Annotated in this window: 18 protein-coding genes; 13 read left to right on the top strand and 5 right to left on the bottom strand. The window is 70.8% G+C overall.

The annotated features are described in order from the left end of the window. The first annotated feature begins 73 nt into the window (after nt 1-73). Nucleotides 74-1330 carry a glycosyltransferase family 4 protein gene (locus OIE74_RS02290; RefSeq protein ID WP_329377834.1) on the top strand — a complete coding sequence of 419 codons (1257 nt, stop codon included), beginning with the start codon at nt 74-76 and terminating at the stop codon, nt 1328-1330. Then, nucleotides 1327-2205, top strand: a complete 879-nt coding sequence (locus OIE74_RS02285; protein WP_329377832.1) for a hypothetical protein — start codon at nt 1327-1329, stop codon at nt 2203-2205. Before OIE74_RS02290 ends, OIE74_RS02285 begins: the two co-directional genes overlap by 4 nt. A gap of 37 nt (nt 2206-2242) precedes the next feature. Here OIE74_RS02285 and pgm read toward each other — a convergent pair whose 3' ends face one another. After that, nucleotides 2243-3889, bottom strand: coding sequence for a phosphoglucomutase (alpha-D-glucose-1,6-bisphosphate-dependent) (gene pgm / locus OIE74_RS02280; RefSeq protein WP_329377830.1), 1647 nt, complete (start codon nt 3887-3889; stop codon nt 2243-2245). A gap of 196 nt (nt 3890-4085) precedes the next feature. On the opposite strand from pgm, the gene OIE74_RS02275 reads away from it, so the two are divergent. The 10 genes from OIE74_RS02275 to OIE74_RS02230 all read left to right on the top strand — a co-directional run bounded on the left by OIE74_RS02275 (nt 4086) and on the right by OIE74_RS02230 (nt 16629). Beyond that, nucleotides 4086-4580 carry an FBP domain-containing protein gene (locus OIE74_RS02275; RefSeq protein ID WP_329377828.1) on the top strand — a complete coding sequence of 165 codons (495 nt, stop codon included), beginning with the start codon at nt 4086-4088 and terminating at the stop codon, nt 4578-4580. Nucleotides 4581-4715: 135 nt separating this feature from the next. After that, the gene (locus OIE74_RS02270; protein ID WP_329377826.1) at nt 4716-5465 is read left to right on the top strand and encodes an HAD family hydrolase; all 750 of its coding nucleotides are present in this window, start codon (nt 4716-4718) and stop codon (nt 5463-5465) included. Then, nucleotides 5462-7822 (top strand): glycoside hydrolase family 65 protein, encoded by a 2361-nt coding sequence (locus tag OIE74_RS02265; protein WP_329377824.1) that lies wholly within the window; start codon nt 5462-5464, stop codon nt 7820-7822. Before OIE74_RS02270 ends, OIE74_RS02265 begins: the two co-directional genes overlap by 4 nt. 220 nt (nt 7823-8042) lie before the next feature. Further along, nucleotides 8043-9956, top strand: a complete 1914-nt coding sequence (gene dnaK / locus OIE74_RS02260; protein ID WP_329377822.1) for a molecular chaperone DnaK — start codon at nt 8043-8045, stop codon at nt 9954-9956. 10 nt (nt 9957-9966) lie between these two features. Then, the gene (locus OIE74_RS02255) at nt 9967-10596 is read left to right on the top strand and encodes a nucleotide exchange factor GrpE (RefSeq protein ID WP_329377820.1); all 630 of its coding nucleotides are present in this window, start codon (nt 9967-9969) and stop codon (nt 10594-10596) included. Nucleotides 10597-10603: 7 nt separating this feature from the next. Then, a complete protein-coding gene (locus OIE74_RS02250) occupies nt 10604-11584 on the top strand; it encodes a J domain-containing protein (protein ID WP_329377818.1) in 981 nt (326 codons plus the stop codon). Beyond that, nucleotides 11581-11934, top strand: coding sequence for a chaperone modulator CbpM (locus OIE74_RS02245; RefSeq protein WP_329377816.1), 354 nt, complete (start codon nt 11581-11583; stop codon nt 11932-11934). Before OIE74_RS02250 ends, OIE74_RS02245 begins: the two co-directional genes overlap by 4 nt. Further along, complete coding sequence (gene clpB / locus OIE74_RS02240) at nt 11925-14579, top strand: ATP-dependent chaperone ClpB (RefSeq protein ID WP_329377814.1); 2655 nt, start codon at nt 11925-11927, stop codon at nt 14577-14579. Before OIE74_RS02245 ends, clpB begins: the two co-directional genes overlap by 10 nt. A 5-nt stretch (nt 14580-14584) precedes the next feature. After that, complete coding sequence (locus OIE74_RS02235; RefSeq protein ID WP_329377812.1) at nt 14585-14848, top strand: UBP-type zinc finger domain-containing protein; 264 nt, start codon at nt 14585-14587, stop codon at nt 14846-14848. Beyond that, the gene (locus OIE74_RS02230; protein ID WP_329377810.1) at nt 14848-16629 is read left to right on the top strand and encodes an FAD-dependent oxidoreductase; all 1782 of its coding nucleotides are present in this window, start codon (nt 14848-14850) and stop codon (nt 16627-16629) included. The genes OIE74_RS02235 and OIE74_RS02230 overlap by 1 nt, the downstream gene beginning before the upstream one ends. Here the strand turns inward: OIE74_RS02230 and OIE74_RS02225 are convergent. Then, a complete protein-coding gene (locus OIE74_RS02225; RefSeq protein ID WP_329377808.1) occupies nt 16586-17299 on the bottom strand; it encodes an SGNH/GDSL hydrolase family protein in 714 nt (237 codons plus the stop codon). The genes OIE74_RS02230 and OIE74_RS02225 overlap by 44 nt on opposite strands. 236 nt (nt 17300-17535) lie before the next feature. On the opposite strand from OIE74_RS02225, the gene OIE74_RS02220 reads away from it, so the two are divergent. After that, nucleotides 17536-18492: a right-handed parallel beta-helix repeat-containing protein gene (locus tag OIE74_RS02220; RefSeq protein ID WP_329377806.1), complete on the top strand. Its 957-nt coding sequence runs from the start codon at nt 17536-17538 to the stop codon at nt 18490-18492. 78 nt (nt 18493-18570) lie between these two features. On the opposite strand, the gene OIE74_RS02215 is transcribed toward OIE74_RS02220, so the two are convergent. The 3 genes from OIE74_RS02215 to OIE74_RS02205 are packed head-to-tail and all read right to left on the bottom strand — an operon-like array spanning nt 18571 to nt 24937. Then, nucleotides 18571-19878: a hypothetical protein gene (locus OIE74_RS02215; RefSeq protein ID WP_329377804.1), complete on the bottom strand. Its 1308-nt coding sequence runs from the start codon at nt 19876-19878 to the stop codon at nt 18571-18573. Continuing rightward, complete coding sequence (locus OIE74_RS02210) at nt 19875-21011, bottom strand: hypothetical protein (protein ID WP_329377802.1); 1137 nt, start codon at nt 21009-21011, stop codon at nt 19875-19877. The genes OIE74_RS02215 and OIE74_RS02210 overlap by 4 nt, the downstream gene beginning before the upstream one ends. Next, the gene (locus tag OIE74_RS02205) at nt 21011-24937 is read right to left on the bottom strand and encodes a tetratricopeptide repeat protein (RefSeq protein ID WP_329377800.1); all 3927 of its coding nucleotides are present in this window, start codon (nt 24935-24937) and stop codon (nt 21011-21013) included. Before OIE74_RS02205 ends, OIE74_RS02210 begins: the two co-directional genes overlap by 1 nt. Nucleotides 24938-25000: the final 63 nt, after the last annotated feature.

Below are 25000 nucleotides of genomic sequence, written 5' to 3'. Positions count from 1 at the left end.
TACGAAAAGGTGGCGTGCTCCTTATCTCTGGGTTGCGGGCAACCTTCTCCAGGTCCCACCCGTCTGCCACGACATGAAGATCTCTTTTCTGATTCACAACGCGTACGGGATAGGAGGGACGATCACCACCACGTTCAACTTGGCCCGCGCGCTGGCCGATCGGCACGACGTGGAGATCATCTCGGCACTCCGACACCGGGAGCGGCCGAACCTCACGCTCGACCCGCGCGTGCGGCTGCGGCCCCTGGTGGATCTGCGGCACGAGAAGGACGACCCGCGGCATCTGACGCCCGCGAAGGTCTTCCCCTCGTCCGAATACCGCTACCAGCAGTACAGCGCGCTCACCGACGAGCGCATCGGTGACGCACTCGCCTCGCTCGACGCCGACGTCGTCGTAGGCACCCGGCCCGGCCTCAACGTGCATCTGGCCCTCCAGGCGCCCGCGCGGACGGTACGCGTCGGCCAGGAGCACCTCACGCTCAACAACCACCCGCCGCGCCTGCGCAACGCGCTGCGCCGGGTCTATCCGCGGCTGGACGCGCTCACCCCCGTCACGGAGGCCGACGCCGCGGCCTACCGGCGCAAGATGCGGCTGCCCGGCGTCCGGGTACAGGCGCTGCCCAACAGCGTCCCGGCCCCGTCCCTCCCGCCCGCGGACGGCAGCGAGCGCGTCGTGATGGCCGCCGGACGGCTGGTGCCGGTGAAACGGTTCGACCTGCTGATCGAGGCGTTCGCCGCCGTCGCCGCCGAGCGGCCCGACTGGCAGCTCCGCATCTACGGCAAGGGCGAGGAGCACGAGCGGCTGCGCGCGCTGATAGACCGGCTCGGCCTCTACAACTGCGTTTTCCTCATGGGCGCGGTGACCCCGATGGAAGCCGAGTGGGTCAAGGCGTCGATCGGCGCCGCGACCTCCAACTTCGAGCCGTTCGGCATGACCATTGTTGAGGCGATGCGCTGCGGACTGCCCGTCGTGAGCACCGACTGCGACTACGGCCCCGGCGAGATCATCGCCCCGGGCGAGGACGGCCGGCTGGTCCCCGTCGGCGACCGCGACGCGCTGGCCGGCGCACTGCTGGAGCTCGTACGCGACGACGGGCTGCGCCGCCGGATGGGCCGTACGGCGCTGGAGAACTCCCGCCGGTACGCGCCCGGCCCCGTGGTCGCCCAGGCCGAGCAGCTCTTCGAGGAGCTGCTGGCGGCCCGAAGAGAGGGCCGCCCACGGCCGCGCGGGCGGGACCACCCCCTGGTGAGCGGCGGTTACGCGGCCAAGGACACCGCGCTCGTCGCGGCCGGCAGTGTCCTGCGGACAGTACGGAAGGCGCGGCGATGAGCGACGAAGGCAGCACGAACGGCGGAGCGGCGGAGGAGCCCCGGGTGGACAAGCCCCGCGCGGACGCGACCGTGGACGACGAGGGCCGCTTCGTCGTACGCGTACGACTGCCGCTGGCCGCCTCGGCCCACCCCCGGCTGCTGCTCCAACTGCGCCCGAAGAAGGGGCAGTCGGAGGAGATCGGCCGGGTGGCCGCGCTGGAGAACGTCGGGCAGGACGAGTGGCGGGCCGTCCTGGAGACGGCGCCCGCTCTGCAGGAAGGGCGCTGGGACGCGTACGTGCTGGGGCTGCCCGGCGAGGAGCGCACACCGCTGCTGCCCGGCCTGCGCGATCTGCGCGCGCTGGTGTCCGGCGGGAGCGACGGCCGGGAGACGCCCCTGGCCGTACGGATCCCTTATGCCACCAAGGACGGCCGTCTCGCGGTACGCGCCTGGCTGCGGACCGCGCACGCGGAGGCCGGGCGGATCGTCTTCTCCGGCCAGGTGATGACCGCGCGGGCGCGGCTGTTCGGCGCCCGGCTGGGGGAGGGCGCGGCGGCGCTGCTGCACCGGCGGGGCAAGGACGGCCCCGTACGGCAGCTCGCGCTGCGGGCCGATGGGGCACGGGACCTCTCCTTCACCGTCGACTACCAGGACCTCCTGGCGGAACGCGGACAGCCCGGAGCGGCGGCGCAGGACATCTGGGACGTGTACGTCCGCCCGGCGGCGGGGGCGGCCCGGATCCGGGTCGCGCGGCTGCTGGACGACGTCGCGGACCGCAAGTCGGTCTTCGTCTATCCGGCGGCCACGCTCGGCGGGGTGACGGTGCGTCCGTACTACACGGTGGACAACGATCTCTCCGTGGCGGTCGCACCGTCACCGGCCGCCGCGGGGTGAACGGCCGTGCCTGACACCTGAGTTGGAGGGGTCAGGTTCAGGTCGCGGCCCGCAGCGCCGTCGAGACCAGGGTCTTCGCCTCCGTCTGCACCTCGCTCAGGTGCTCCGGGCCCCGGAAGCTCTCCGCGTACACCTTGTACACGTCCTCGGTCCCCGACGGCCGCGCCGCGAACCAGGCACTGTCGGTGCAGACCTTCAGGCCGCCGAGCGCCGCGCCGTTGCCGGGCGCCTCGGTGAGGACCTTGGTGATCGGCTCGCCCGCGAGGGTGCCGGCGGTGACCTGGTCCGCGGAGAGCTTCGCGAGGACTGCCTTCTCCTGCCTGGTCGCTGGGGCGTCCACGCGGGCGTACGCCGGGTCGCCGAAGCGTTCGGTGAGGGCCGCGTAGTGCTGGGACGGGGTGGAGCCCGTGACGGCGGTGATCTCGGAGGCCAGCAGGGCGAGCAGGATGCCGTCCTTGTCGGTGGTCCACACCCGCCCGTCCCGGCGCAGGAAGGAGGCGCCGGCGGACTCCTCGCCGCCGAAGCCCAGCGTGCCGTCGAAGAGACCGTCCACGAACCACTTGAATCCCACGGGCACCTCCACGAGCGTGCGCCCGAGGTCGGCGGCGACCCGGTCGATCATCGAGGATGAGACCAGCGTCTTGCCGATCCCGGTGCCGGCCGGCCAGCTGTCGCGGTGCCCGTAGAGGTACTGGATGGCCACGGCCAGATAGTGGTTGGGGTTCATCAGACCGCCGTCCGGTGTGACGATGCCGTGCCGGTCGGCGTCGGCGTCGTTGCCGGTGGCGATGGTGTACGTGTCGCGCTGAGCGATCAGCGAGGCCATGGCGTACGGCGACGAGCAGTCCATCCGGATCTTGCCGTCCCAGTCCAGCGTCATGAACCGCCAGGTCGGGTCGGCGAGCGGGTTCACCACCGTGAGGTCGAGCCGGTGCCGTTCGGCGATCCGTCCCCAGTACGCGACCGAGGCGCCTCCGAGCGGGTCGGCGCCGATCCGGATCCCGGCGTCCCGGACGGCGTCCAGATCCAGTACGGACGGCAGGTCGTCCACGTACCGGCCCAGGAAGTCGTGCCGTCCCGTGGTGCCGGCGGCCAGCGCACGCGCGTACGGGATCCGGCGGACCTCCTTGAGCCCCGCCTCGATCAGGGCGTTGGCGCGGTCCTGGATCCAGGAGGTGGCGTCGGAACCGGCAGGGCCGCCGCTCGGCGGGTTGTACTTGAAGCCGCCGTCGGCCGGCGGGTTGTGCGACGGCGTGACCACGATGCCGTCGGCGAGACCGGAGATACGGCCCTGGTTGTGGTCGAGGATCGCGTGCGAGACGGCCGGGGTGGGCGTGTAGCCGTCGTCCGAGTCGATCAGGACGGTGACCTCGTTGGCGGCCAGCACCTCCAGCGCGGTGACCCGGGCCGGCTCGGAGAGGGCGTGTGTGTCGGCGCCGAGGAACAGCGGCCCGTCGGTGCCCTGGCGGGTCCGGTACTCGCAGATGGCCTGGGTGGTGGCGGCGATGTGGTCCTCGTTGAACGCCGCCGACAGGGCGGAGCCGCGGTGCCCCGACGTACCGAAGGTGACCCGCTGCGCGGGCTCGGCCGGATCGGGGTGCAGCGCGTAATAGGCCGTCACCAGCCGCGCCACGTCCACCAGATCCCCGGGCTGCGCCGGCTGCCCGGCCCTGTCGTGCACCATCGGCGAACTCCAATCGTGTCGGTCGGTCGGCCGCCGCGCGGGACGTCGAGCCCGCCGTCCCGGCGCGTGCCACGTAACCCTATGAGGTCGGGCGGCGCCAGTGGGCGCCCAGTCCCCGCGGCCGGTCCGGACGCGCACATATCTAGGGTCAATAATCATTTGCCTAAAGCTATTAGGCATTGTTAGCGTTCGAGTCATGAAAGCCGTGACCGAACATGACATCCGCACGTCGTTCGTCAATTGCTCCAAGGGCGAGGCGGCGCGCCTTCCGCTGCCGCGGGACCTCGCGGAGCGTCCCTGGGAAGATCTGGACTTCCTGGGGTGGCTCGATCTCTCGGCGCCCGACCGCGGCTATCTCGTCACCGAAAGAGAGGGCACTCTCGTCGGCGTGACGCTGCGTTATCCATCGCGCCGCCGCGGTTATCTGCACCGCAGCATGTGTTCCCTCTGTCTGACCACGCACCCGGGCAGCGGCGTTTCGCTGATGACCGCCAGGAAGCGCGGCAAGGCCGGGCGGGAGGGGAATTCGGTCGGCCTCTACATGTGCACCGACCTCGCCTGCTCCCTCTATACACGCGGAAAGAAGGCGGCGGCGCCCGGCGGACGCATGGAGGAGAGCCTGACGGTGGAGGAGCAGATAGAGCGCACCCGCGCGAACCTCTTCGGCTTCCTGGACAAGCTCGCTCCCTGACCCGGCAGGGCCCGGCGGGCCCTGGCAGGGCCTCGATCGCCCGTACGGCCGTACGGCTCCCTCGCGGGCGGGCGAGGGCCCGCCGCCCTACGATTGCCCGGAAAGCAGCCCTCTTCGACGGAGAAGGTGCGCCGCATGACGAAACTCGGCCTTCCGGACAGCATCCAGGCCTGTCTGTTCGACCTCGACGGGGTCATCACCAAGACCGCCGTCGTTCACGCGGCAGCCTGGAAGGAGACGTTCGACGAATTCCTGCGCAAGCGTGGCGACGGGGAATTCCGCCCCTTCGACGCCGTCGCGGACTACAACCAATTCGTCGACGGTCTTCCCCGGGCCGACGGAGTACGGGCCTTTCTCGGCTCGCGCGGTATCCAGCTGCCGGGCGGCGAGCCCGACGACCCGCCCGACCGGGAGACCGTCCAGGGGCTCGGCAACCGTAAGAACGAACGGCTGCTGAAGCGGATCAGATCCGGTGGCGTCGAGGCGTACGAGGGTTCGCTGCGCTACATCCGGGCGGTCCGGGCGGGCGGTCTGCGTACCGCCGTGGTCTCCTCCAGCACCAACTGCCGCGACATCCTGCGGGCGATCGACGCCGAGGCGCTCTTCGACGCCCGGATCGACGGCGTCGTCGCGGCGGAGCGCGGTCTGCCCGGCAAGCCCGACCCCGCCCCCTTCCTCGCGGCGGCGGGGGACCTCGGCGTCGAGGCGTCGGCCGCGGCCGTGTTCGAGGACGCGCTGGCGGGCATGGAGGCGGGCCGGTCCGGACACTTCGGGTACGTCGTCGGCGTCGACCGGGTGGGCCAGGCCGACGCGCTGCGGGCGCACGGCGGGGACACCGTCGTCACCGACCTGGCCGACCTCGCCGACCAGGAGCCGAAAGCATGATCACTGACTCGATGTACACGGTGGAGCCGTGGTCCCTGCGGGAGAGGGAACTCGACATGAGTGTGCTGCCGCAGAGCGAATCGGTCTTCGCGCTCTCCAACGGCCATGTCGGCTGGCGCGGCAACCTCGACGAGGGCGAACCGCACGGCCTGCCCGGCTCCTACCTCAACGGTGTCCACGAGCTGCACCCGCTGCCGTACGCCGAGGCCGGTTACGGCTACCCGGAGTCCGGCCAGACCGTCATCAACATCACCAACGGGAAGATCGTCCGGCTGCTGATCGACGACGAGCCGTTCGACGTGCGCTACGGGCAACTGCGCTCGCACGAGCGGGTGCTCGACCTGCGCTCCGGTCTGCTGCACCGTACGTGCGAGTGGACCTCGCCGGCGGGCAGTACCGTACGGGTGCGCTCCTCGCGGCTGGTCTCCTTCAGTCAGCGCGCCGTCGCCGCCGTCTCCTACGAGGTCGAGGCGGTCGACACCGAAGTACGCATCGTGATCCAGTCGGAGCTGGTCGCCAACGAGCAACTGCCCGAGCCCGAGAGCGAGACGGACCCCCGCGCCTCCGTCGCGCTGGAGTCGCCGCTCGACTCGGAGGAGCACTTCGCGTCAGGCAACCGGCTGCGGCTCGTGCACTGCACCCGCCGCAGCGGTCTGCGCGTCGGGGCGGCGGCGGACCACTCCGTCTACGGGCCCGATTCGACCACGACCCACAGCGAGTCCCACGACGACATCGCACGGCTGACCGTGACCTCGGTCCTGGCGCCGGGGAAGACCCTGCGCGTCGACAAGATCGTGGCGTACGGCTGGTCGAGCGCCCGGTCGCTGCCCGCCGTCGCCGACCAGGTGGACGCGGCGCTGGCCGGCGCGGCCAGCATCGGCTGGAAAGGGCTCGCCCAGGAACAGCGCGCGTATCTCCACGACTTCTGGAAGTGCTCCGACGTGGAGGTGGACGGCAACGAGAAGATCCAGCAGGCCGTACGGTTCGCGCTCTTCCATGTGCTGCAGGCCGGTGCCCGCGCCGAGCAACGAGGCATCCCCGCCAAGGGGTTGACCGGATCCGGCTACGACGGGCACGCCTTCTGGGACACCGAGGCGTTCGTCCTGCCGCTGCTCACGTTCACCTCGCCCGACGCGGTGTCACACGCTCTGCGCTGGCGCCAGAGCACGCTGCCGGCCGCGCGGGAGCGTGCCCAGCAACTCGGGCTGCACGGAGCGGCGTTCCCCTGGCGGACCATCGACGGCTCGGAGTGCTCGGCCTACTGGCCGGCCGGCGCGGCGGCCTTCCATGTGAACGCCGGCATCGCCGAGGCGGTGGTGGGCTATCTGTCGGCGACCCGCGACGAGGAGTTCGAGCGCGACTGCGCCGTCGAACTGCTGGTGGAGACAGCGCGGTTGTGGCGGTCCCTCGGACACCACGATCCCCACGGCGCCTTCCACATCGACGGCGTCACCGGCCCCGACGAGTACAGCGCCGTCGCTGACGACAACACGTACACGAATCTGATGGCCCGGACGAATCTGCGGGCGGCGGCCGACATCGTGGAGCGCCACGCGGACCTGGCGTCCCAACTCGGCGTCGACGAGGAGGAGTCCGCCACCTGGCGGGACGCGGCCGACGCCATGAACATCCCCTACAATCACGAGCTGCGGGTCCATGAGCAGGACGCCGGCTTCACCCGGCACCAGCACTGGGACTTCGAACGCACCAGGCCCGACCAGTACCCGCTCCTGCTCCACTTCCCCTACTTCGACATCTACCGCAAGCAGGTCGTCAAACAGGCGGACCTGGTCCTGGCGATGTACAAGTGCAGCGAGTACTTCGACGCCGAACACAAGGCCCGCAACTTCGCCTACTACGAAGCGATCACCGTGCGTGACTCCTCGCTCTCGGCCTGCGTCCAGGCGGTGATGGCCGTGGACACGGGACACCTGCGGCTGGCCTACGACTATCTGACCGAGGCCGCCCTGATGGACCTCCAGGATCTGGAGCACAACACGCGCGACGGCCTGCACATCGCCTCTCTCGCGGGCTCCTGGACGGCTCTGGTGGCGGGCTTCGGCGGTATGCGGCACAGCCGGGACAGGCTGGAGTTCTCGCCCCGGCTGCCGGAGGAGATCAGCCGGCTCGCCTTCACGGTGAAGTTCCGGGACAGGCACCTGCATGTCGAGATCACCTCGAAGACCGCCACGTACACCGTGTCCACCGGTGGCCCGGTGAAGGTCCACCACTACGGTGACCCCGTCACCCTGCACGGAGAGACCGCCGAGGTCCGCGCCATCCCGGCCCTCGTGCCCTCGCCGACACCCGACTATCCGGCCGGGCGCCGGCCCAACGCGGATGGGCACCGCCGCTGACCTCACATGACGCGGCCCCTTTCGCACGGCGTAACAAATGGTGTGAAACTGGACGACAGTGAGTGGGGCGACCACTCCAAGAGCGGATCAGACGCGGTCGCACAGGTCTGATCGATGGTGCCGGCCCCTCGGTCCCGCCGAACCGGGCCCGGCCTGCGCGGCCCACACCCGCCGTGGCGGGGCGAGATGCCTGGGCGCGGCAGTACTGAGGAGTGCTTCCATGGCCAAGGCAGTAGGAATCGATCTCGGTACCACCAACTCGGTGATCGCCTCCTGGGAAGGCGGCGAGGCGACCGTGCTCCCCAACGCGGAGGGCACCCGCACCACACCGTCCGTGGTCGGCTTCACCGACTCGGGAGAGCGCCTGATCGGGCAACTGGCCCGCCGGCAGGCGATCCTCAACCCCAAAGGCACCATCTACTCGGCCAAGCGCTTCATCGGCAGGCACTACGACGAGATATCCGACGAGGCCAAGGCCGTCGCGTACGACGTCGTCGAGGGCGAGGGCGGTGTCGCCCGTATCGACGTACGGGGCAAGCTGTACGCGCCCGAGGAGATCAGCGCGCTCGTACTGCGCAAACTCGCCGAGGACGCCGGACGGTCCATGGGCGAGCGGGTCACCGAAGCCGTCATCACCGTGCCCGCCTACTTCAACGACGCGCAGCGCACCGCCACCAAGGACGCCGGGAAGATCGCCGGCCTCGACGTGCTGCGCATCATCAACGAGCCGACGGCCGCGGCGCTCGCGTACGGGATGGACAAGAAGGAGCACGAGACGGTGCTCGTCTTCGACCTCGGCGGCGGCACCTTCGACGTGAGCATCCTGGACGTCGGGGACGGTGTCGTGGAGGTACGGTCCACCGCCGGTGACAGCCATCTCGGCGGCGACGACTTCGACCGACGTCTGGTCGACCATCTCGCCGACGCCTTCCAGCGGGACAACGGCATCGATCTGCGGCGGGACCCGCAGGCCCTGCAACGGCTCTTCGAGGCGGCCGAGAAGGCCAAGACCGAACTCAGTTCGGTCACCCAGACTCAGGTCAACCTGCCCTTCGTCACCGCCGACGCGTCCGGCCCCAAGCATCTGACCGAGACGGTCATGCGGTCCACGTTCGAGCAGATCACCGCCGACCTCGTGGAGCGCTGCCTCGCCCCCGTCCAGCAGGCGCTCGCCGATTCCAAGGTCACCGACCAGGACATCGACGAGGTCATCCTGGTCGGCGGCTCCACCCGTATCCCCGCCGTACAGACCCTGGTCCGCCGGCTCACCGGCGGCAAAGAACCCAACATGAGCGTCAACCCCGACGAGGTCGTGGCCCTGGGCGCCGCGATCCAGGCGGGAGTGCTCAAGGGCGAGGTCAAGGATGTCCTGCTGCTCGACGTCACGCCGCTCTCGCTCGGCGTCGAGACGCGCGGCGGCGTCATGACGAAGATCATCGAGCGCAACACCACCATCCCCGTCCGGCGCTCCGAGACGTTCTCCACCGCCGCCGACAACCAGCCGGCCGTCGACGTCGTGGTCGTACAGGGAGAACGTGAACTGGCCGCCGACAACCGGGTGCTGGGCCGGTTCCAGCTCACCGACATCCGACCCGCGCCCCGGGGTGAGCCACAGATCGAGGTCACCTTCGACATCGACGCCAACGGCATCCTCAACGTCAATGCGAAGGACCAGTCCACCGGCAAGGAACAGTCCATCACCATCAGTGAGGGCTCCAACCTCGACCGGTCCGAGGTCGAACGGATGGTCAGTGAGGCCGAACGCAACCGTGGTGAGGACCAGGCCCTGCGCGAAGCCGTCGACGCCCGCAACGAACTCGACGCCGCCGCCTACCAGGTGGAGCGGAGCCTCACCGAACTCGGCGACGCCGCGCCCGAACACGAGAAGGCCCGCGCGCAGATGCTGGTCACCGACGCCCAACAGGCAGTCAAGGAAGGGGCCGACCCGGCGCGGGCCAGGTCGCTGACCTCCGAACTCCAGCAGGTGCACGCCGCGCTCGCCGCCCGCCGTGCCGGGCCCGGTCCCGGCGACGACGGCGCCGGGCCGGCCGGCGGAGAGGGCTCCGAGGACGAGTCCGAGTCCGGCGGCGGAGCCGACGACGACGTCATCGACGCCGAATTCAACAAGGACTGAAGCGGCCGCCATGACTACTTCTCCGGAACCGGTACCCGAACCCACCGAGCCCCGCGAGCCCCCCGAGAGCAACTCCGAAGACAACTGGCCCAACGACCCCGCCGCACCGAACGGTCCGGCGGCGCCGGGGCCCGATGCCGCCGGTCCGCCGAACGGTCCCCCCACACCCGGCGGACCGGCCGATACCGAGGAGCCGGACGTGGTCCCCGTGGCCGAGCTCGACGAGCTGCGGGACCGCTGGCGACGCGCACTCGCCGACCTCGACAACCTCCGCAAACGCCAGACGAAGGACCTCGCACGCGAACGCGACTCCGAACGCGCCCGTGTCGCCACCGCCTGGCTCCCCGTGGTGGACAACCTCGAACTCGCCCTGTCCCACACCGAATCCGGCACCGAATCCCTGATCCAGGGCGTCAACGCCGTACGCAACCAGGCCGTCGACATCCTCGACCGCCTCGGCTACCCCAGGGACGACGAGACCGGCGTCCCCTTCGACCCGGCCCGGCACGAAGCCGTCACCGTGGTGGAGGACCCCGAGGCCGAGCCGGGAACCGTCGTCCAGTGCCTGCGCCCCGGCTACGGCGCCCCCGGCCGCCAGCTGCGCCCGATGGCCGCCGTCGTCAGCAAGCGGCAGGAGTGACGCGCCCATGGCAGTGGACCTCTACGAAGCCCTCGGCGTGCCGCGCACCGCGAGCACCGAGGAGATCCAGCAGGCGTACCGCGCCCGCGCCCGCAAGTACCACCCCGACATCAACAAGGACCCCGGCGCCGAGGAACGCTTCAAGGAGCTGAACGAGGCCTACAGCGTGCTGTCCGACCCCAAGACCCGGGCCCGTTACGACCGGTTCGGCCCGGACTTCAGGAAGGTGCCCGAGGACTACGACGAACGCGTCGGGGCCAGGACCGGAGGGGGAGCGGGGGCGGGACCCGGCAGGGGGCGGACATGGCGTCCGGGACCGGGTTACGGGGGCGGCGACCCGTTCGGTGGCACCGCGGGTCCCGGTGGCCGCGGTGGATCCGCCGGTCCTGGCGTCGACTTCGAAGACCTCTTCGGCGGCCTTTTCGGCGCCGGAGGCGCCCGGGGCCGGGTGCCCGGCGCCGACCAGGAGACCGAACTGGTGCTCACCGTCGAGGACGCGTACCAGGGCGGCCGGCGCAGCCTCACCCTCTCCGGTCCCGACGGCCGGCGCAGCTACGAGGTGAACATCCCGCGCGGTGTCACCGAGGGGCAGCGGATCCGGCTCGCCGGACAGGGCGGGAGGGGCAGCGACAACGCGCCGGCGGGCGACCTGTATCTCCGGGTGCGTCTGGCACCGCACAAGATCTACCGCGTCGACGGCCGCGACCTCACCGTCCAACTCGCCCTCTCCCCCTGGGAAGCGGCGCTCGGCGCGACCCTTCCCGTCACCACACCGCACGGGACCGCCAAGGTGTCCGTCCCGGCCGGTTCCTCAAGCGGGCGCAGGCTGCGGCTCCGTGGCGAAGGACTGCCCAACCCGCAGGGCAAGGACGGCGACCTCTACGCCGAGCTGCGGATCACGGTGCCGCGGCACCCCACCGACCGTGAGCGCGATCTCTTCGAACAGCTGGCGAGCGTCTCCGGCTTCGACCCGAGGAGGATGCGATGACCCCGCCACCGCCCCGTCCGGCGCGCCCCCGGACGCGCACCGTCTACGCGCTGGCACCGCTGCCCGGACTCTCCCTGGAGACCGTCGCCCGCCGGTCCGGGATGCACCCCGACGCCGTCCGCAAGTTCGTCGCCCTCGGTCTGCTGGACGCCCGCCGTGAGGCATCCGGCCGGCTCCGGTTCGCCGAGAGCGCCCCGCTGGAACTCGCCCGGATGGAAAGGCTGCGGGTCGGCCTGTGCCTCAACTACGCCGCGCTGGGCGTGGTGGTCGACCTCCTCGACCGCATCAGCCGCCTCGAAACCGCCCTGCGCCGCCGAGACACCAGGAGTGATCAGCCGCCATGGACATGAACCGGCTCACCCAGAAGTCCCAGGAAGCGCTCCAGGACGCCCAGACCGTGGCCGTACGCCTCGGGCAGAACGAGACCGACGGCGAGCATCTGCTCCTCGCGCTCCTGGACCAGCGGGACGGCCTCGTCCCACGGCTGCTGGACCAGGCGGGCACCGGCACCGCCGATCTGCGCGGCGCCGTGGAGGCCGACCTCTCCCGCAGGCCCCGGAGCACCGGCCCGGGCGCGGCGCCGGGCCAGGTCTTCGTCACCCAGCGACTCGGCAGACTGCTGGACACCGCCGAACAGGAGGCGCACCGGCTCAAGGACGAGTACGTCTCCGTCGAACACCTCGTGCTGGCGCTCGTGGACGAGGGTTCCGCGAGCTCCGCCGGACGCCTCCTGAAGGAGTACGGCCTCACCAAGGAAGCGTTCCTGGCGGCACTCACCCGGGTCCGCGGCAACCAGCGAGTGACCTCCGCGACCCCGGAAGGGGCGTACGAGGCGCTGGAGAAGTACGGCCGCGACCTGGTCGCCGAGGCACGCGAGGGCACCCTCGACCCGGTGATCGGCCGCGACGCCGAGATCCGCCGCGTCACCCAGATCCTCAGCCGTAAACGGAAGAACAACCCGGTCCTCATCGGCGACCCCGGCGTCGGCAAGACGGCCATCGTCGAGGGACTCGCCCAGCGCATCGTGCGCGGCGACATCCCCGAGGGGCTGCGGGACAAGACCGTCTTCTCCCTCGACATGGGGTCGCTGGTCGCGGGCGCCAAATACCGGGGCGAGTTCGAGGAACGCCTCAAGGCCGTCCTCGGCGAGGTCAAGGCCGCCGCCGGGCGGATCCTGCTCTTCGTGGACGAACTGCACACCGTGGTCGGCGCCGGGGGCGGCCCCGAGGGGGCCATGGACGCGGGCAACATGCTCAAGCCCATGCTCGCCCGCGGCGAACTCCATATGATCGGCGCCACCACACTGGACGAGTACCGCAAACGCGTCGAGTCCGACGCCGCGCTCGAACGGCGCTTCCAGCAGGTGCTGGTGGACGAGCCGAGCGTCGAGGACACCGTCTCCATCCTCCGCGGGCTCCGGGAGCGCCTGGAGGTCTTCCACGGCGTACGGATCCAGGACACCGCCCTGGTGGCGGCGGCGACACTCAGCCACCGTTACATCTCCGACCGCTTCCTCCCCGACAAGGCCATCGACCTGGTGGACGAGGCCTGCGCCCGGATGCGTACCGAGATCGACTCCATGCCCGCCGAACTGGACGAGATCACCCGCCGCGTCACCCGCCTGGAGATCGAGGAGGCCGCGCTCTCCAAGGAGTCGGACGCCGCCAGCGAGGCCCGGCTCACCGAACTCCGCCGTGAACTCGCCGATCTGCGCGGCGAGGCCGACGCCGAACAGGCGCAGTGGGAAGCCGAACGCCAGGCCATCCGCCGCGTTCAGGACCTGCGCCAGGAACTCGAACAGGTCCGGCGCGAGGCGGCGGAGGCCGAACGGACCTACGACCTCGACCGGGCCGCGGAGCTGCGCTACGGCCGCCTCACCGAACTCGAACGCCGGCTCGCCGCCGAGGAGGAACAACTCGCCGCCAAACAGGGGGAGACCAGGCTCCTGCGCGAGGTGGTCACCGAGGACGAGATCGCCGACATCGTGGCCGCCTGGACCGGCATCCCCGTGGCCCGGCTCCAGGAGGGCGAGCGCGAGAAGCTGCTGCGCCTGGACGAGATACTCCAGGAGCGCGTCATCGGCCAGGACGAGGCCGTCCGGCTGGTCGCCGACGCCATCATCCGGGCCCGGTCCGGCATCCGCGACCCGCGCAGGCCCATCGGGTCGTTCATCTTCCTGGGACCGACCGGAGTGGGAAAGACCGAACTAGCCAAGACCCTCGCGGCGGCCCTCTTCGACTCCGAGGAGAACATGGTCCGTCTCGACATGAGCGAGTACCAGGAGCGGCACACGGTCAGCCGGCTGGTCGGCGCGCCACCCGGTTACGTCGGCTACGAGGAGGGCGGCCAGCTCACCGAGGCCGTACGCCGCAAGCCGTACTCCGTCGTCCTGTTCGACGAGATCGAGAAGGCCCACGCCGACGTCTTCAACACCCTCCTGCAGATCCTGGACGACGGCCGCATCACCGACGCCCAGGGCCGGGCGGTCGACTTCCGCAACACGGTGATCATCATGACGTCCAACATCGGGTCGTCCCATCTCCTCGACGGCGCCACGGCCGACGGCGAGATCAAGCCCGACGCCCGCGATCTGGTGCTGGCCGAGCTACGGGCCCACTTCCGCCCCGAGTTCCTCAACAGGGTCGATGACATCGTGCTGTTCCAGCCCCTGGGTCTCGTACAGATCGAGCGCATCGTGGAGCTCCAGTTCGACGAACTGCGCGGGCGTCTCGCCGAACGCCGGATCGGCGTCGACCTCACCGAGCAGGCCCGTGAACTCATCGCCCACCAGGGCTTCGACCCGGTCTACGGGGCCAGGCCGCTGCGCCGCTACATCTCCCACGAGGTGGAGACGCTCATCGGCCGGGCGCTGCTGCGCGGTGACGTCGAGGACGGCGCGACGATCCTGGTCGACGCCCAGAACGGCGAACTCGTCGTCACCTTTCCCGACAGCGGGCCGCGCGACGGGCGGAACGCCGGACAGGAGAAGGAGTGAGCACCATGAGCATCGGAGTCGACCCGCATCTGTCCATGGTGCGGTCCGTCGAGCCGCTCACCCCGGAGGGCTGTGAGGAGTGCCTGCGGCTGGGGACGCCCTGGGTGCAGCTGCGTCTCTGTCTGACCTGCGGGCATGTCGGGTGCTGCGACTCCTCGCCGCTCAAGCACGCCCGTCACCACGCGCGTATCGACGGGCACCCGATCGTGGAGCCCTTCGTGCCGCGCCAGGACTGGCGCTGGTGCTATCTCCACGAGGCACTCGTCTGATGTCCGCCGACGACGTGCGGGGCAACGAGATGCCCGCCGGCGGGATGTCCGCCGGCCAGGTGCCGGGCAAGGAGGTGCCTGTCGGCGAGATGTCCGCGCCGCCGCCCGACGAGACGCCCGATCTCAACGGCGCCTACCCCCGGCTGAGCCCCGGACAGATCGACATGCTCGCGCGGTCCGGCGCCCGCCGCCGCACCTTCGAGGAAGGTGAACGCCTCTTCGTGGAAGGGGAGACCTGCGAGCGGTTCCTGGTGATCCTGCGCGGTTCGGTCGTCGTCGTGAAAGGCCCCGGCAGCCCGGACGAGCAGGAGATCCGGGTCCATGGACCCGGCCGGTTCCTCGGCGAACTGGGTCTCCTCGAAGGCCGGGCGGCCTTCTACACCGTGATCGCCCGCGAACCCGGCGACATGCTGACCCTCACCGTCGACAGACTGCGCGAACTCGTCGTCCGGGAAACGGACTTCGGGGACCTCGTACTCCAGGCCTGCCTCGTCCGCCGTGAACTGCATGTCGGCGAGGGCGTCGGCTTCCAGATCATCGGCTCCGGATACTCCGGCGACAGCCGCAGGCTGCGCGAGTTCGCCGCCCGCAACCAACTGCCGTACCGCTGGACCGATCTGGAACGCGATCACGGCGCCGACGCGCTCCTGAGCCGTTTCGGACTCACACCCGAGAAGACCCCCGTCGTCCTGTGGGGCGGCCGGCACATCCTGCGCAACCCCGGGAACGCGGAACTGGCCGCGCTCATCGGTGTGCCCGCGACCGGCGTCCCGCCCGACCATGTGCGCGACCTGCTGGTGGTCGGCGCCGGACCCGCCGGCCTGGCCGCCGCGGTCTACGGCGCGTCGGAGGGACTGACCACGGCGATGGTCGACAGCGTGGCCACCGGCGGTCAGGCGGCCACGTCCGCGCGTATCGAGAACTATCTCGGCTTCCCCACCGGGATCTCGGGCGGCGGACTGGTGGAACGCGCCGTCGTCCAGGCCCGGAAGTTCGGTGTGGCCATCACCGTGCCCGCCAAGGCGATCGCCCTGCGCGAGAGCGACGGCCACTACGTCGTCACCTTCGCCGACGGTACGGAGGCGGCCGGGCACCACATCGTCGTGGCCACCGGGGCCCACTACCGGAGGCTGACCGCCCCGGGGGTCGAGCGTCTCGAAGGCGGGAGTGTCCACTACACCGCCACACTGGAGGAGGTCCGGCAGTGCGGCGACAATCCGGTCGCGGTGGTCGGCGCCGGCAACTCGGCCGGCGAGGCGGCGCTCTTCCTCGCCCGGTTCACACCCAATGTCCAACTCCTCTTGCGCGGTGGTGAGTTGGGGGCCTCCATGTCGCGCTATCTGGTGGACCAGATCGAACGCCACCCGCGCGTGGAGGTGCGTCCGCACACCGAGGTCCGGGAAGCGCACGGGCGGAACTCGCTCGAAGCGCTCACGGTGGAGAACAACCGCACCGGAGAACGGAGCCGTACGCGGGTGCGGGCGCTCTTCGTCTTCATCGGGGTCAGTCCCCACACCGGCTGGCTCAGGGACACGCTTCCCCTCGACGAGCGCGGCTTCGTCCTGTGCGGGCCCGACGCCTTCGCTTCGACCAGTCCGGTGCCCAGGCGGTCGCTGACCCCCGCCCCGCTGATGCTGGAGACAGCGCTCACCGGGGTGTTCGCCGCCGGCGACGTACGCGGCGGCTCGGTCAAGCGCGTGGCGTCCGCGGTCGGTGAGGGCGCGATGGCGGTCCGCCTCATTCAGGAACGGCGCGCCCGTGAGGGCTTCGGCCCGCCCTGACGGCGCCGACGGCGTCAGCGAGTGACTTCACCACCTCGGACGCCAGCACCGCCTGGCCGGACGTCGAGAAGTGGATACGGTCCTCGCTCAGCAGATCCGGGCGCGCGTTGAGCGGGTGGTCCCACATGTCGACGAGCACCATGTCGTACTCGACCGCCAGGGCGCGCGTGATGTCGTTGAGTGTCCGCACCCGCCGGGGGAAATCGGGGATGGCGGGTACGTCGAACGCCCTGCCGAGCGTGAACGTCGTCAGCCGCGCCCCGGTCCCCGCCGCGCGCTCGAACACCTGCCGCGCCGTGCGCTCGACGATGCCGAAGTCCGGCCGCCGGCGGAACAAGTCGTTGGCGCCGCAGGAGACATGGAGCAGATCGGGGCCGAACGCGACGATCTCGTCCATCTGCCCGGCCAGCGTGTCGGAGGCCGTCGCTCCGGGCGTGCCGGTGTTCAGATGGACCAACTCGGGGCGGACGTCGCGCAGTACGCCGGCGACCCGCTCGGCCCACGGCAGGTTCGCGTAACCGGGGCTCGGGTCGCCGGTGCCGGCGGCCAGGCTGTCCCCGGCCACCGCGAACCGTCGCCACGGCGCACCGGCGAGGAGCCGCGCGGCACGCGCCGGGGAGAGGCAGAAGGGATCGGTCTCTTCGGTGAGGGCCTTCGCCACAGTTGTCATGGCATAAAAGTACGATCGATCGTGCGCACACTGCACGACGCCGCGCCGGAGTGTCGGGCGTCGGGGTGCGTGCGTGTGGGCAGGAAAGCCGAAGTCCCGCTATTGGTACGGACCTTGACGGGGTTGATCGGTGTCCCTACGGTGGCCAGTCAGCTCAAGTATTCACAAGCTCGTCCCCTGTTCGCATATGAGATCTCGGCTCATGCGACCCCACATTCCGCAGGAAGGCGCTTGCGATGCGTGCTCGAAGGCTGCTCCCCACTCTCCTCGCCGTTGCCACGACGGCAGGCGTGCTGTCCGCGACGGTCACCCCCGCCCACGCGGCCGTCATCAACGTGAAGACCGCCGCCGAGCTGAAGTCGGCGCTCACCGCCGCCCGCCCCGGCGACACGATCCAGCTCGCCGACGGCCTCTACACCGGTAACTTCAAGGCGCTGGTCGCCGGCACCGCCAACTCCCGTATCACGCTCACCGGTTCGGAGAAGGCCGTCCTCAGCGCGGGCGGCGGCTATGTGCTGCACCTCAACGGCGCCTCGTACTGGACCGTCAAGGGCATCACCCTCACCGGCGCTCAGAAGGGCATCATGGCGGACAGCGCCAACGGCGTCGTCATCGACTCCGTCGTCGTGCACGACCTGGACATGGAAGGCGTCCACTTCCGCAACACCAGCCGCGACGGTGTCATCAAGAACTCGCGGATCTACGACACCGGCAACGACGGCCGGGGGATGGGCGAAGGCGTCTACGTCGGCTCGGCCGGCGGCACCTCCGACAAGAGCGACAACGCACAGATCATCGGCAACACCATCGGCCCCGACGTCGGCGGCGAGGCCATCGACATCAAGGAAGGCACCACCGGCGCGCAGATCATCGGCAACACCTTCGACGGACGCGGGCTGACCGGTGCCAACTTCGACGACTCCTGGGTCGATGTGAAGGGCAACAACACCCTCGTCGAGAACAACACCGGGAAGAACACCACCAACAACGGCTTCGAGACCCACACCCAGCAGTCGGGCTGGGGCTGCGGCACCGTCTTCCGCGGCAACAAGTCGGACCTGACCGGCGCCACCGGCGACAAGCAGCTCGCGATCAACGTCACCGCCGACACCGCCAGTTGCCGGACGACCGTGCACTCGAACAACACGGTCGCCGGCGGGCGCGGCCTGACGAACATCGCCATCACGCCCTGAACGCCGGGAACCGGCTGGACCCCGTCGCCAGTACGTGCTGCCGGTACGTGTCGCCGGGCCGTCGGTCCCGGCGGCACGTCAGCCCGGCGGTGCGTCGCACAGATCGTCCAGGACGAACGCGTCGGGTTCGCGCTGCAACAGCCGCTCGGCCTCCAGCTGCGCGAGCAGGCCGTCGAGCGCCACAGTGTCCTGCGGCTTCTCCAGGAATTCCAGTACGGCCCGCTGGAAGGCACCCCGCAACGTCGACGGCATGGCGTCCGACGCGTCGACGCAGATCTGATCCGCGCCGTCGAGCATCCGCAGCACGTCTGCCGAAGCCCCCGTCGGGGCTTTCCCGCCGGTCGTACCTGCCGTACCCGACGTACCCGATGTACCGGACGGGAAGTACGGGCGTTCCCCCGGACCCGCCGCATCGACCCAGTCGGCCTGCGTCCGCGGCGAGGTGAGTTCCAGCAGCAGTTCCCACGCCGCGTCGCTCGGCTTGAACACCGCGGCCATGTCGCCCGAGACCTCGAACACGTTCCGGCCCCGCGGCAGCCCCTCGACGAAATCGGCGGTCGGAGCGGGCCTCACGTCGTCACCGTAATGGCGGCCGATGAAGGAACCCTGGTGCTCGCGGGTGCAGTCCTTGCCTTTCAGCAGCCCGTATCTGCCGGCGCCCAGATTCTCGAAGTGCGTGGTGAGCGAGTCCACGCCGTTCGCGGGCTCGTCGGTGGCGAGCAGGGCGGCCCAGTCCTGCCACGCCCGCTTCACGGGCCCTTTGTCCCATGGCAGTTGGCCGGTGGCGAACTGCTCGTACACGGCGTGGCCCTGCCGTTGCAGCAGCAGGTCCTCGATCCAGTCCGTGCCCGGCCACCCGGACGTCGCGCCCGAGGCCATGCCCAGGCACCACACGGCGTCCTCGGGCCCCGCGTCCGCCTCGCCCGCTCTGCTCCAGACGATGGATTTCAGGTCCACCCGGATCGGAACCCAGTACGCGTGTGTCTCCGTTCCCTTGGTGGTCGTGACGGGAAAGCTCGGCGCCCACGGCGCGACGGCCTTGTCCTCCACGTCTCCCTCAAGCGGCCGCGCGTCCCCGTTGAGCGCGTACTCGGCCAGCTCGCCGGGGCCGTTGAGGATCGCCACGTCGGGCGGGGCGTCCGTCCGCAGCTGCGCGACCAGTGTCTCGCGCAGCGAGCGCGTGCCCTTGTAGACGTAATGCCGGCCCGTCCGCTCGCCTATCTTCGCGAGCGTCTTCCTGAACGGCTTCTCCTCGCCGTCCGTCCAGGGGCCGAGGACCACCAGCGTCGGCTCGTCCTCGGCCGCGCAGCCTGCCGAGACGACGGCCGCCCCGACCAGGAGGGCGCCCGCGAGCACCGTGCGGAAGAGCCGGTACGGAGCCCTCACGGCGTCCTCCAGAAGATCTTCAAGTGTCCGCGGCCGTAGTGGAACAGTGTGAAACCGGACGCCACCGCGCCCACCGAGCCGACCATCAGGGCGACTTCGGCCGCCAGCGCCCAGCCGCCCGGGTGAGTGCCGCGCAGCTCGACGGCCAGTCGCTCGTCCAGATCCTCGATCGTCGGATCGGCCTTCGCCGTCGCGCTCACCGCGGCCAGCTCGACGCCCGCCTCCCGCACTTCCCGCTGCGCGCGGTGCTGGCCGAGGGCGCCGAGGACGAGTACGCCGAGGACCAGCGGGACCGGCAGCGCGTACAGGATCAGCAGCAGGCTCCGTACATGTAACCGGTCGCGGATGAAGTCCAGGGTGCCGGCGACGGTGAACACGAAGACCAGCACGGCCAGCAGGGCGCCCGAGGCCGTCACGGCGGAGAGCGGGCTCCAGCCCGAGAGCTCCGACGCGTCCGCGTCCAGCTCACCTTCGAGGGCCTTGATGCGGTTGAGCACGGCCATGGGCTCGGCGGGGGTGCCGGTGTCGCGCAGCAGGCTCTCCGCGTAGTCCAGCCCGGCCGTGCGCAGGGCCTTGCTCTCGTGATGGCTGTCGGACCAGCGTATCCAGTCGTCGTAGGCGACCACGAGCCCGGACACCACACGTACCTCCTGCTCCTGGTCGGTGCGCAGCGCCTTGGTCTGTGCCGCGTTGTTGAGGCTCTGTGCCGCCTCGGTCAGCAGCGACGGATACTTCTCGCCGAGCCCGACGAGATCGGTCTGGAGCAGCGGATCCCTGCCGTTGTCACCAAGGCGCCGGGTGGCTTCGGCGTCCGCGAGCGCCAACGACGTTCTGGCATGGGCCAGTTCGACCATGGCGGGGGCGTAGCGCTCGCGCAGCTGCTGCGTACGGCCGTGCAGGTCGAGATACGCCGTCCCGGCGAGCGCCAGGACGGTCAGCGCGAGCGCCGGAAGCAGCAGCATGCGGCTGAACAGGAACGGGGCGGTGTGCCGTCGCGTGTCCGCGGTGGGCCTGCGGCCGGAGGACCAGCGCCACATCGGCCGCCCTGTCGACCGCCACACGGCACGCCCGGCAGACCGCCCCGCTGTCCGGGCGGTCCGGAGCAGCGCCGGCACGGTGTACCGGCGGCCCATCAGCGCTCCCCGCCGGCGGCGTCCGCCCCCGGCTGCGGGTCCGTCGCCCGGGTGGCGCGCAGCCGGCCGGGCCGCCAGCCCCGCAGCCGGCCCTGGCGTTGCTCGCCCCTGCTGTGGGCGAACGCGTAAGGCCGGGTGCGGAAGGCGTTGTCGAGCAGGGCTCTCTCCAGCGTCCTGTGCTCGCGCAGGGTGGTGCGGGGCACCTGCTCGGAGAGCCGTTCGTAGCCCGCGCCCAGCTGTTTCCGCAGCTCGTGCTCGGTGCGAGGGATCGGGATCTCCGCGTCCAGCGCCTCGCGGAGCGCGCCGAGCGGATCCGGCTCCGGGGGAGTGGTGACCAGCCGCAGCAACAGCTCCAGCAGGTCGGTGCGCAGCCGGTCCTGGGCCTGACGGTCCGTCATCCCCTCGTATCTGGCGAGCCGGTGCAGCGCCTCGTACGCCCTCTTGGCGGCGGCCACGGTCGGCGGAGCACCGTCGGCCGGCAGGTCCGCGTGGATACGCGCCATGCCCGTGCGGGCGGCGGTGCGATGCCGCGAGTCGGCGGGAACGGCTTCGAGCCGGCCGAGGGCGAGCCGGGTGTCGCCGTCGGCCAGATGGATACGGGCCAGGCCGAAGGCGGCACTGCCCAGCGCGTGGTTGCGCTTCCACACCGCGCTGTAGAACACCATGGCCTCGCGCGGGTGGTCGAGGACCTCGTGGCAGTAGCCGAGCGCGAGCTTCGGCGCGTACTCGCCGGGAATCGCCGCGTAGACCTGGTCGAAGGAGCGCAGCGCCGACGCCGTGTCGTTCCCGGCCAGATGGAGCAGACCCTGGTGCCAGCGCAGCCGCCAGTCGGACTCGGCCAGGGAGCCGACGGCGGCCTCGGCCCGCCTCAACTCGGCCGTGGCAGACGCCAGATGTCTGCCCGCGTCGGCCGACCGGTAGCGGCTCACCTCCAGATGGAGACGGCAGCGCAGGAGCGCCAGTTCGGGGGAGAGCTGCCAGTCGGCGCTGAGTTGGAGCAGCCCGGCCGGATCGTCGTACGACGTGCGCTGGAGCTCCTTCCAGTTGGGGTCCTGGCGGCTCACCTTGGGCACGGGCAGGCCCACGGCCACCTCGGCCGGTTCCGGCGGCCGTATGGTCAGCGGCCGTTTGTCGTTCCCGCCGTGCCGCCACTGTTCGAGGGGCGGCGCCTTGCCGAGTTCGCCGTCGAGCGCGGCGGGCGCGACCGCGAACAGCGGTGAGGGCTCGAACGTCTCCTCGTCGAGACGCAGCGAGCGCAACTCGCGCAGCACGCCGCGGAGCTGGACGGACATCTCCTGCGCGTCGGCGAACCGGTCCTCGGGGCGCGGTGCCCGTGCCCGGTGCAGGACGCGCTGGAGTGAGGTCGTACCGAGGTCGGCGGCGCGCGCGGGGACCCGGTCGAGCAGCTCCTGGAGGACGGCCCCGACCGCGTACAGATCAGCCGCCACCGTCACCTTGGTGGAACTGCCGAGCTCGGGCGCCGGATACGTGACCGGGCCGGCGTGGCCGATCTTCCGTACGCCCGCGACATCGATGAGCTTGATGCCGCTGCCGCAGTGGATGACGTTGGTGAGGGACAGGTCGCCGTAGACGAAGCCCTCGTCCTCGTGCAGATGGCGGAGCGCGTCCAGGATCAGCAGCCCGTAGACGGCGATGAACTCATGGACGCGGTAGCCGTCGAAGGGCGCCGCGTTGCGCGCGATCTGCTCGGCTACCCACTGGAGCGGTGCCCCGTCCGCGAACTCCATCACGATGAACCGGGCCTTGTTGGCCGGGTGTTCGGGCTGCTTGGGGTGGCCGGGATGCCGGGCGTAGTTGAACACCTTGATGATCGAAGGGTGGTTGAGGCTGACCAGCCGGAGCAGTTCCAGGCGGGAGATCCACCGGTCGGTCGGGTCGTCGGGGTCCCGTACGCCCTTCAGGGCCACCGGACGGTTGTCCAGCATCTGGTCGCGGGCCAGATACACCTGGCCGTAACTGCCCTCGCCGAGCAGTCCGACGACCTTGTACTGCTGGTGGAGCTCCTGGCCGCGTACGAGGCCGGCCTCCGGCTCCGTCGGAGTCCCCGGGCCGGGCCCCGGCCCCGGATCGGGCTCGGGCTCCACGAAGGCGTCGGGATCGTCGACGGTGATGTGCGGCAGATCGGTGAGGCCGCCACCGGACGGATTCACGACATACTCACCCGGTGAGTTGGGGCGGTCGAGGAGCCGTACGGCGGACCCGGCCGACTGGAGCGCTTCCTCGACGGCGATGTCGAGCAGGAAGAGGTCGTACGCGAGAGCGGCGCTCCTGTGCGGCACCTCCCCGTCCGTACGCAACTCGGCCAGCCGGGAGGACAGTTGGCGATACACCGGCCGGGGCGCGTCGGTGACGCCCCGGTCGCCGGAGTGCGCGTACAGCCTGCGGAACCTCTTCTCCAGCTCGGCGAGCACGGCGAGCCGCGCCGCGAGGGCCGTTGTGCGGCGCTCGGCCCACGCGTCGTCGAGCAGTGTGTCCACGACGTCTTCGAGCAGCGGGGACGCCGGGTCGCGGAAGACGAGCAGCAAGCGGGTCAGCCGGCCCTTCCGTAACGCTTTCAGCAGCGGCAGCACCGCCTCGCCTGTCGGCGCCGCCCTGTCGACCGAGAGGAAGGCGGCGGAGATCGGCGGGCTGTCCCCGGCGATCCGCGCCAGCAGGCGGTCGCGGTCGTCCGGCCCCTCGTGCTCGTCCGGTCCGCGCCCTTCGTACGGTCCTTCGTCGTCGTACGGTCCGGTGGGCCCCGACGGACCCACCAGGCCGATGCGCTCGGCGGTGCGCGCGATGAGCTGTCCTGCCGTCCGGCCCTGCGCGTCCACGGCCATGTCGATCGAGCCGACCGGCGGTTCGGTGGGGTCGCCCCGGTCGGCCGGCCGCGGATTGCGTTCACGGTCGGCCAGGTTGAGCGTGGCGTAGACCGCCGAGATGTCGTCGGGACGGCCGTCGCGGGCGAAGACGAGCTCCACCGGTTCCGTGGCGGTGCGCCTGCCGGCCGCCGGGTCGGCCCCGGAGACCGGATCCGAGACCGGGGCGGGGGCGGGGGCCGACGCCGCGCCGGTCGCCGGAGCCGCGTCGATGAGCCAGTGGGTCACCTTGCGGCGCAGAGCGAGAGCGCGGTTCGATCCGCTCCTGGGCGGGTCGAACGGGATGGTGTGCGACAGGGCGGCGCGCCCCGTCACCTTCAACTCGTCCTGATGACCGGCCGGCCGGGGCCGCAGGACCGACAGATACCGCAGAATCGTCTCGGTCGGGATCATGTACGCGTAGTCGACCGAGAACCGATGGTCCTTGTACCGGTACGTCATGATGCCGATGACCCCGCCCGTGCGGGTATGGACCACGCCGCCGCCGCTGTAGCCGGGGCGTACCGCGAAGGACTCGTCGACCGGGTTGAGCTGGACCCATTCGGAATAGCGCGCGGGGCCGCCGCGCCCCATGAGCCGCGCGTTGATGGTCTCGCCGCCGGGCAGCTCGTCCGTGTACCCGACGGAGTGCACCAGTTCGTTGAGAGCCGGGATCTGGCGGTGCAGCACGGCGGTCTCAACCGGAGGCACGGAGGCCAGCCGCAGCAGGGCGATGTCGGCGCTGAAGGTCGAGGTCGGCGGCTTGAGCTGGTCGGCCAGCACCTCGGCGCGCAGGCGCGGGGGCGGATCCCCGCGGGTGCCGGGGAACTCCGCGTACAGCGGCGCGACCGGCCGGGGCGGACCGTCGCGTCTCCCGGCTTCCCCCGAACCGCCGCTCCCGCGACGGGGTTTGGACAGCACCACATGGGCGCAGGTGAGCACGAGCCCACCCGGCAGCAGCACGCCCGCCCCGAGCGGCGGCGCGGCGCTGTTCTCCCCCTCGACCAGCCGGACCCGCCAAGGGTCCTCCTGCGACGCGGAGTTGGACGTGGTCTCCAGCTGCCTCATACTGCTCAACAATAACCACGGGGTGTGACAATGGACCCCCGCTGTGTGACGAGGGGGGTCGGA

This window comes from Streptomyces sp. NBC_01716, from assembly GCF_036248275.1.
Lineage (GTDB): Bacteria > Actinomycetota > Actinomycetes > Streptomycetales > Streptomycetaceae > Streptomyces.
This window is presented reverse-complemented; position numbering and strand designations above follow the sequence as displayed.

What these genes read in the sequence shown, in the direction of transcription:
- OIE74_RS02250 (WP_329377818.1), top strand. Translation starts at nt 10,604, where the DNA reads ATGGCAGTGGACCTCTACGAAGCCCTCGGCGTGCCGCGCACCGCGAGC.
- dnaK (WP_329377822.1), top strand. Translation starts at nt 8,043, where the DNA reads ATGGCCAAGGCAGTAGGAATCGATCTCGGTACCACCAACTCGGTGATC.
- pgm (WP_329377830.1), bottom strand. Translation starts at nt 3,889, where the DNA reads ATGGTGCACGACAGGGCCGGGCAGCCGGCGCAGCCCGGGGATCTGGTG.
- OIE74_RS02290 (WP_329377834.1), top strand. Translation starts at nt 74, where the DNA reads ATGAAGATCTCTTTTCTGATTCACAACGCGTACGGGATAGGAGGGACG.
- OIE74_RS02220 (WP_329377806.1), top strand. Translation starts at nt 17,536, where the DNA reads ATGCGTGCTCGAAGGCTGCTCCCCACTCTCCTCGCCGTTGCCACGACG.
- OIE74_RS02270 (WP_329377826.1), top strand. Translation starts at nt 4,716, where the DNA reads ATGACGAAACTCGGCCTTCCGGACAGCATCCAGGCCTGTCTGTTCGAC.
- OIE74_RS02255 (WP_329377820.1), top strand. Translation starts at nt 9,967, where the DNA reads ATGACTACTTCTCCGGAACCGGTACCCGAACCCACCGAGCCCCGCGAG.
- OIE74_RS02245 (WP_329377816.1), top strand. Translation starts at nt 11,581, where the DNA reads ATGACCCCGCCACCGCCCCGTCCGGCGCGCCCCCGGACGCGCACCGTC.
- clpB (WP_329377814.1), top strand. Translation starts at nt 11,925, where the DNA reads ATGGACATGAACCGGCTCACCCAGAAGTCCCAGGAAGCGCTCCAGGAC.
- OIE74_RS02230 (WP_329377810.1), top strand. Translation starts at nt 14,848, where the DNA reads ATGTCCGCCGACGACGTGCGGGGCAACGAGATGCCCGCCGGCGGGATG.
- OIE74_RS02235 (WP_329377812.1), top strand. Translation starts at nt 14,585, where the DNA reads ATGAGCATCGGAGTCGACCCGCATCTGTCCATGGTGCGGTCCGTCGAG.
- OIE74_RS02265 (WP_329377824.1), top strand. Translation starts at nt 5,462, where the DNA reads ATGATCACTGACTCGATGTACACGGTGGAGCCGTGGTCCCTGCGGGAG.
- OIE74_RS02225 (WP_329377808.1), bottom strand. Translation starts at nt 17,299, where the DNA reads ATGACAACTGTGGCGAAGGCCCTCACCGAAGAGACCGATCCCTTCTGC.
- OIE74_RS02275 (WP_329377828.1), top strand. Translation starts at nt 4,086, where the DNA reads ATGAAAGCCGTGACCGAACATGACATCCGCACGTCGTTCGTCAATTGC.
- OIE74_RS02205 (WP_329377800.1), bottom strand. Translation starts at nt 24,937, where the DNA reads ATGAGGCAGCTGGAGACCACGTCCAACTCCGCGTCGCAGGAGGACCCT.
- OIE74_RS02210 (WP_329377802.1), bottom strand. Translation starts at nt 21,011, where the DNA reads ATGGGCCGCCGGTACACCGTGCCGGCGCTGCTCCGGACCGCCCGGACA.
- OIE74_RS02285 (WP_329377832.1), top strand. Translation starts at nt 1,327, where the DNA reads ATGAGCGACGAAGGCAGCACGAACGGCGGAGCGGCGGAGGAGCCCCGG.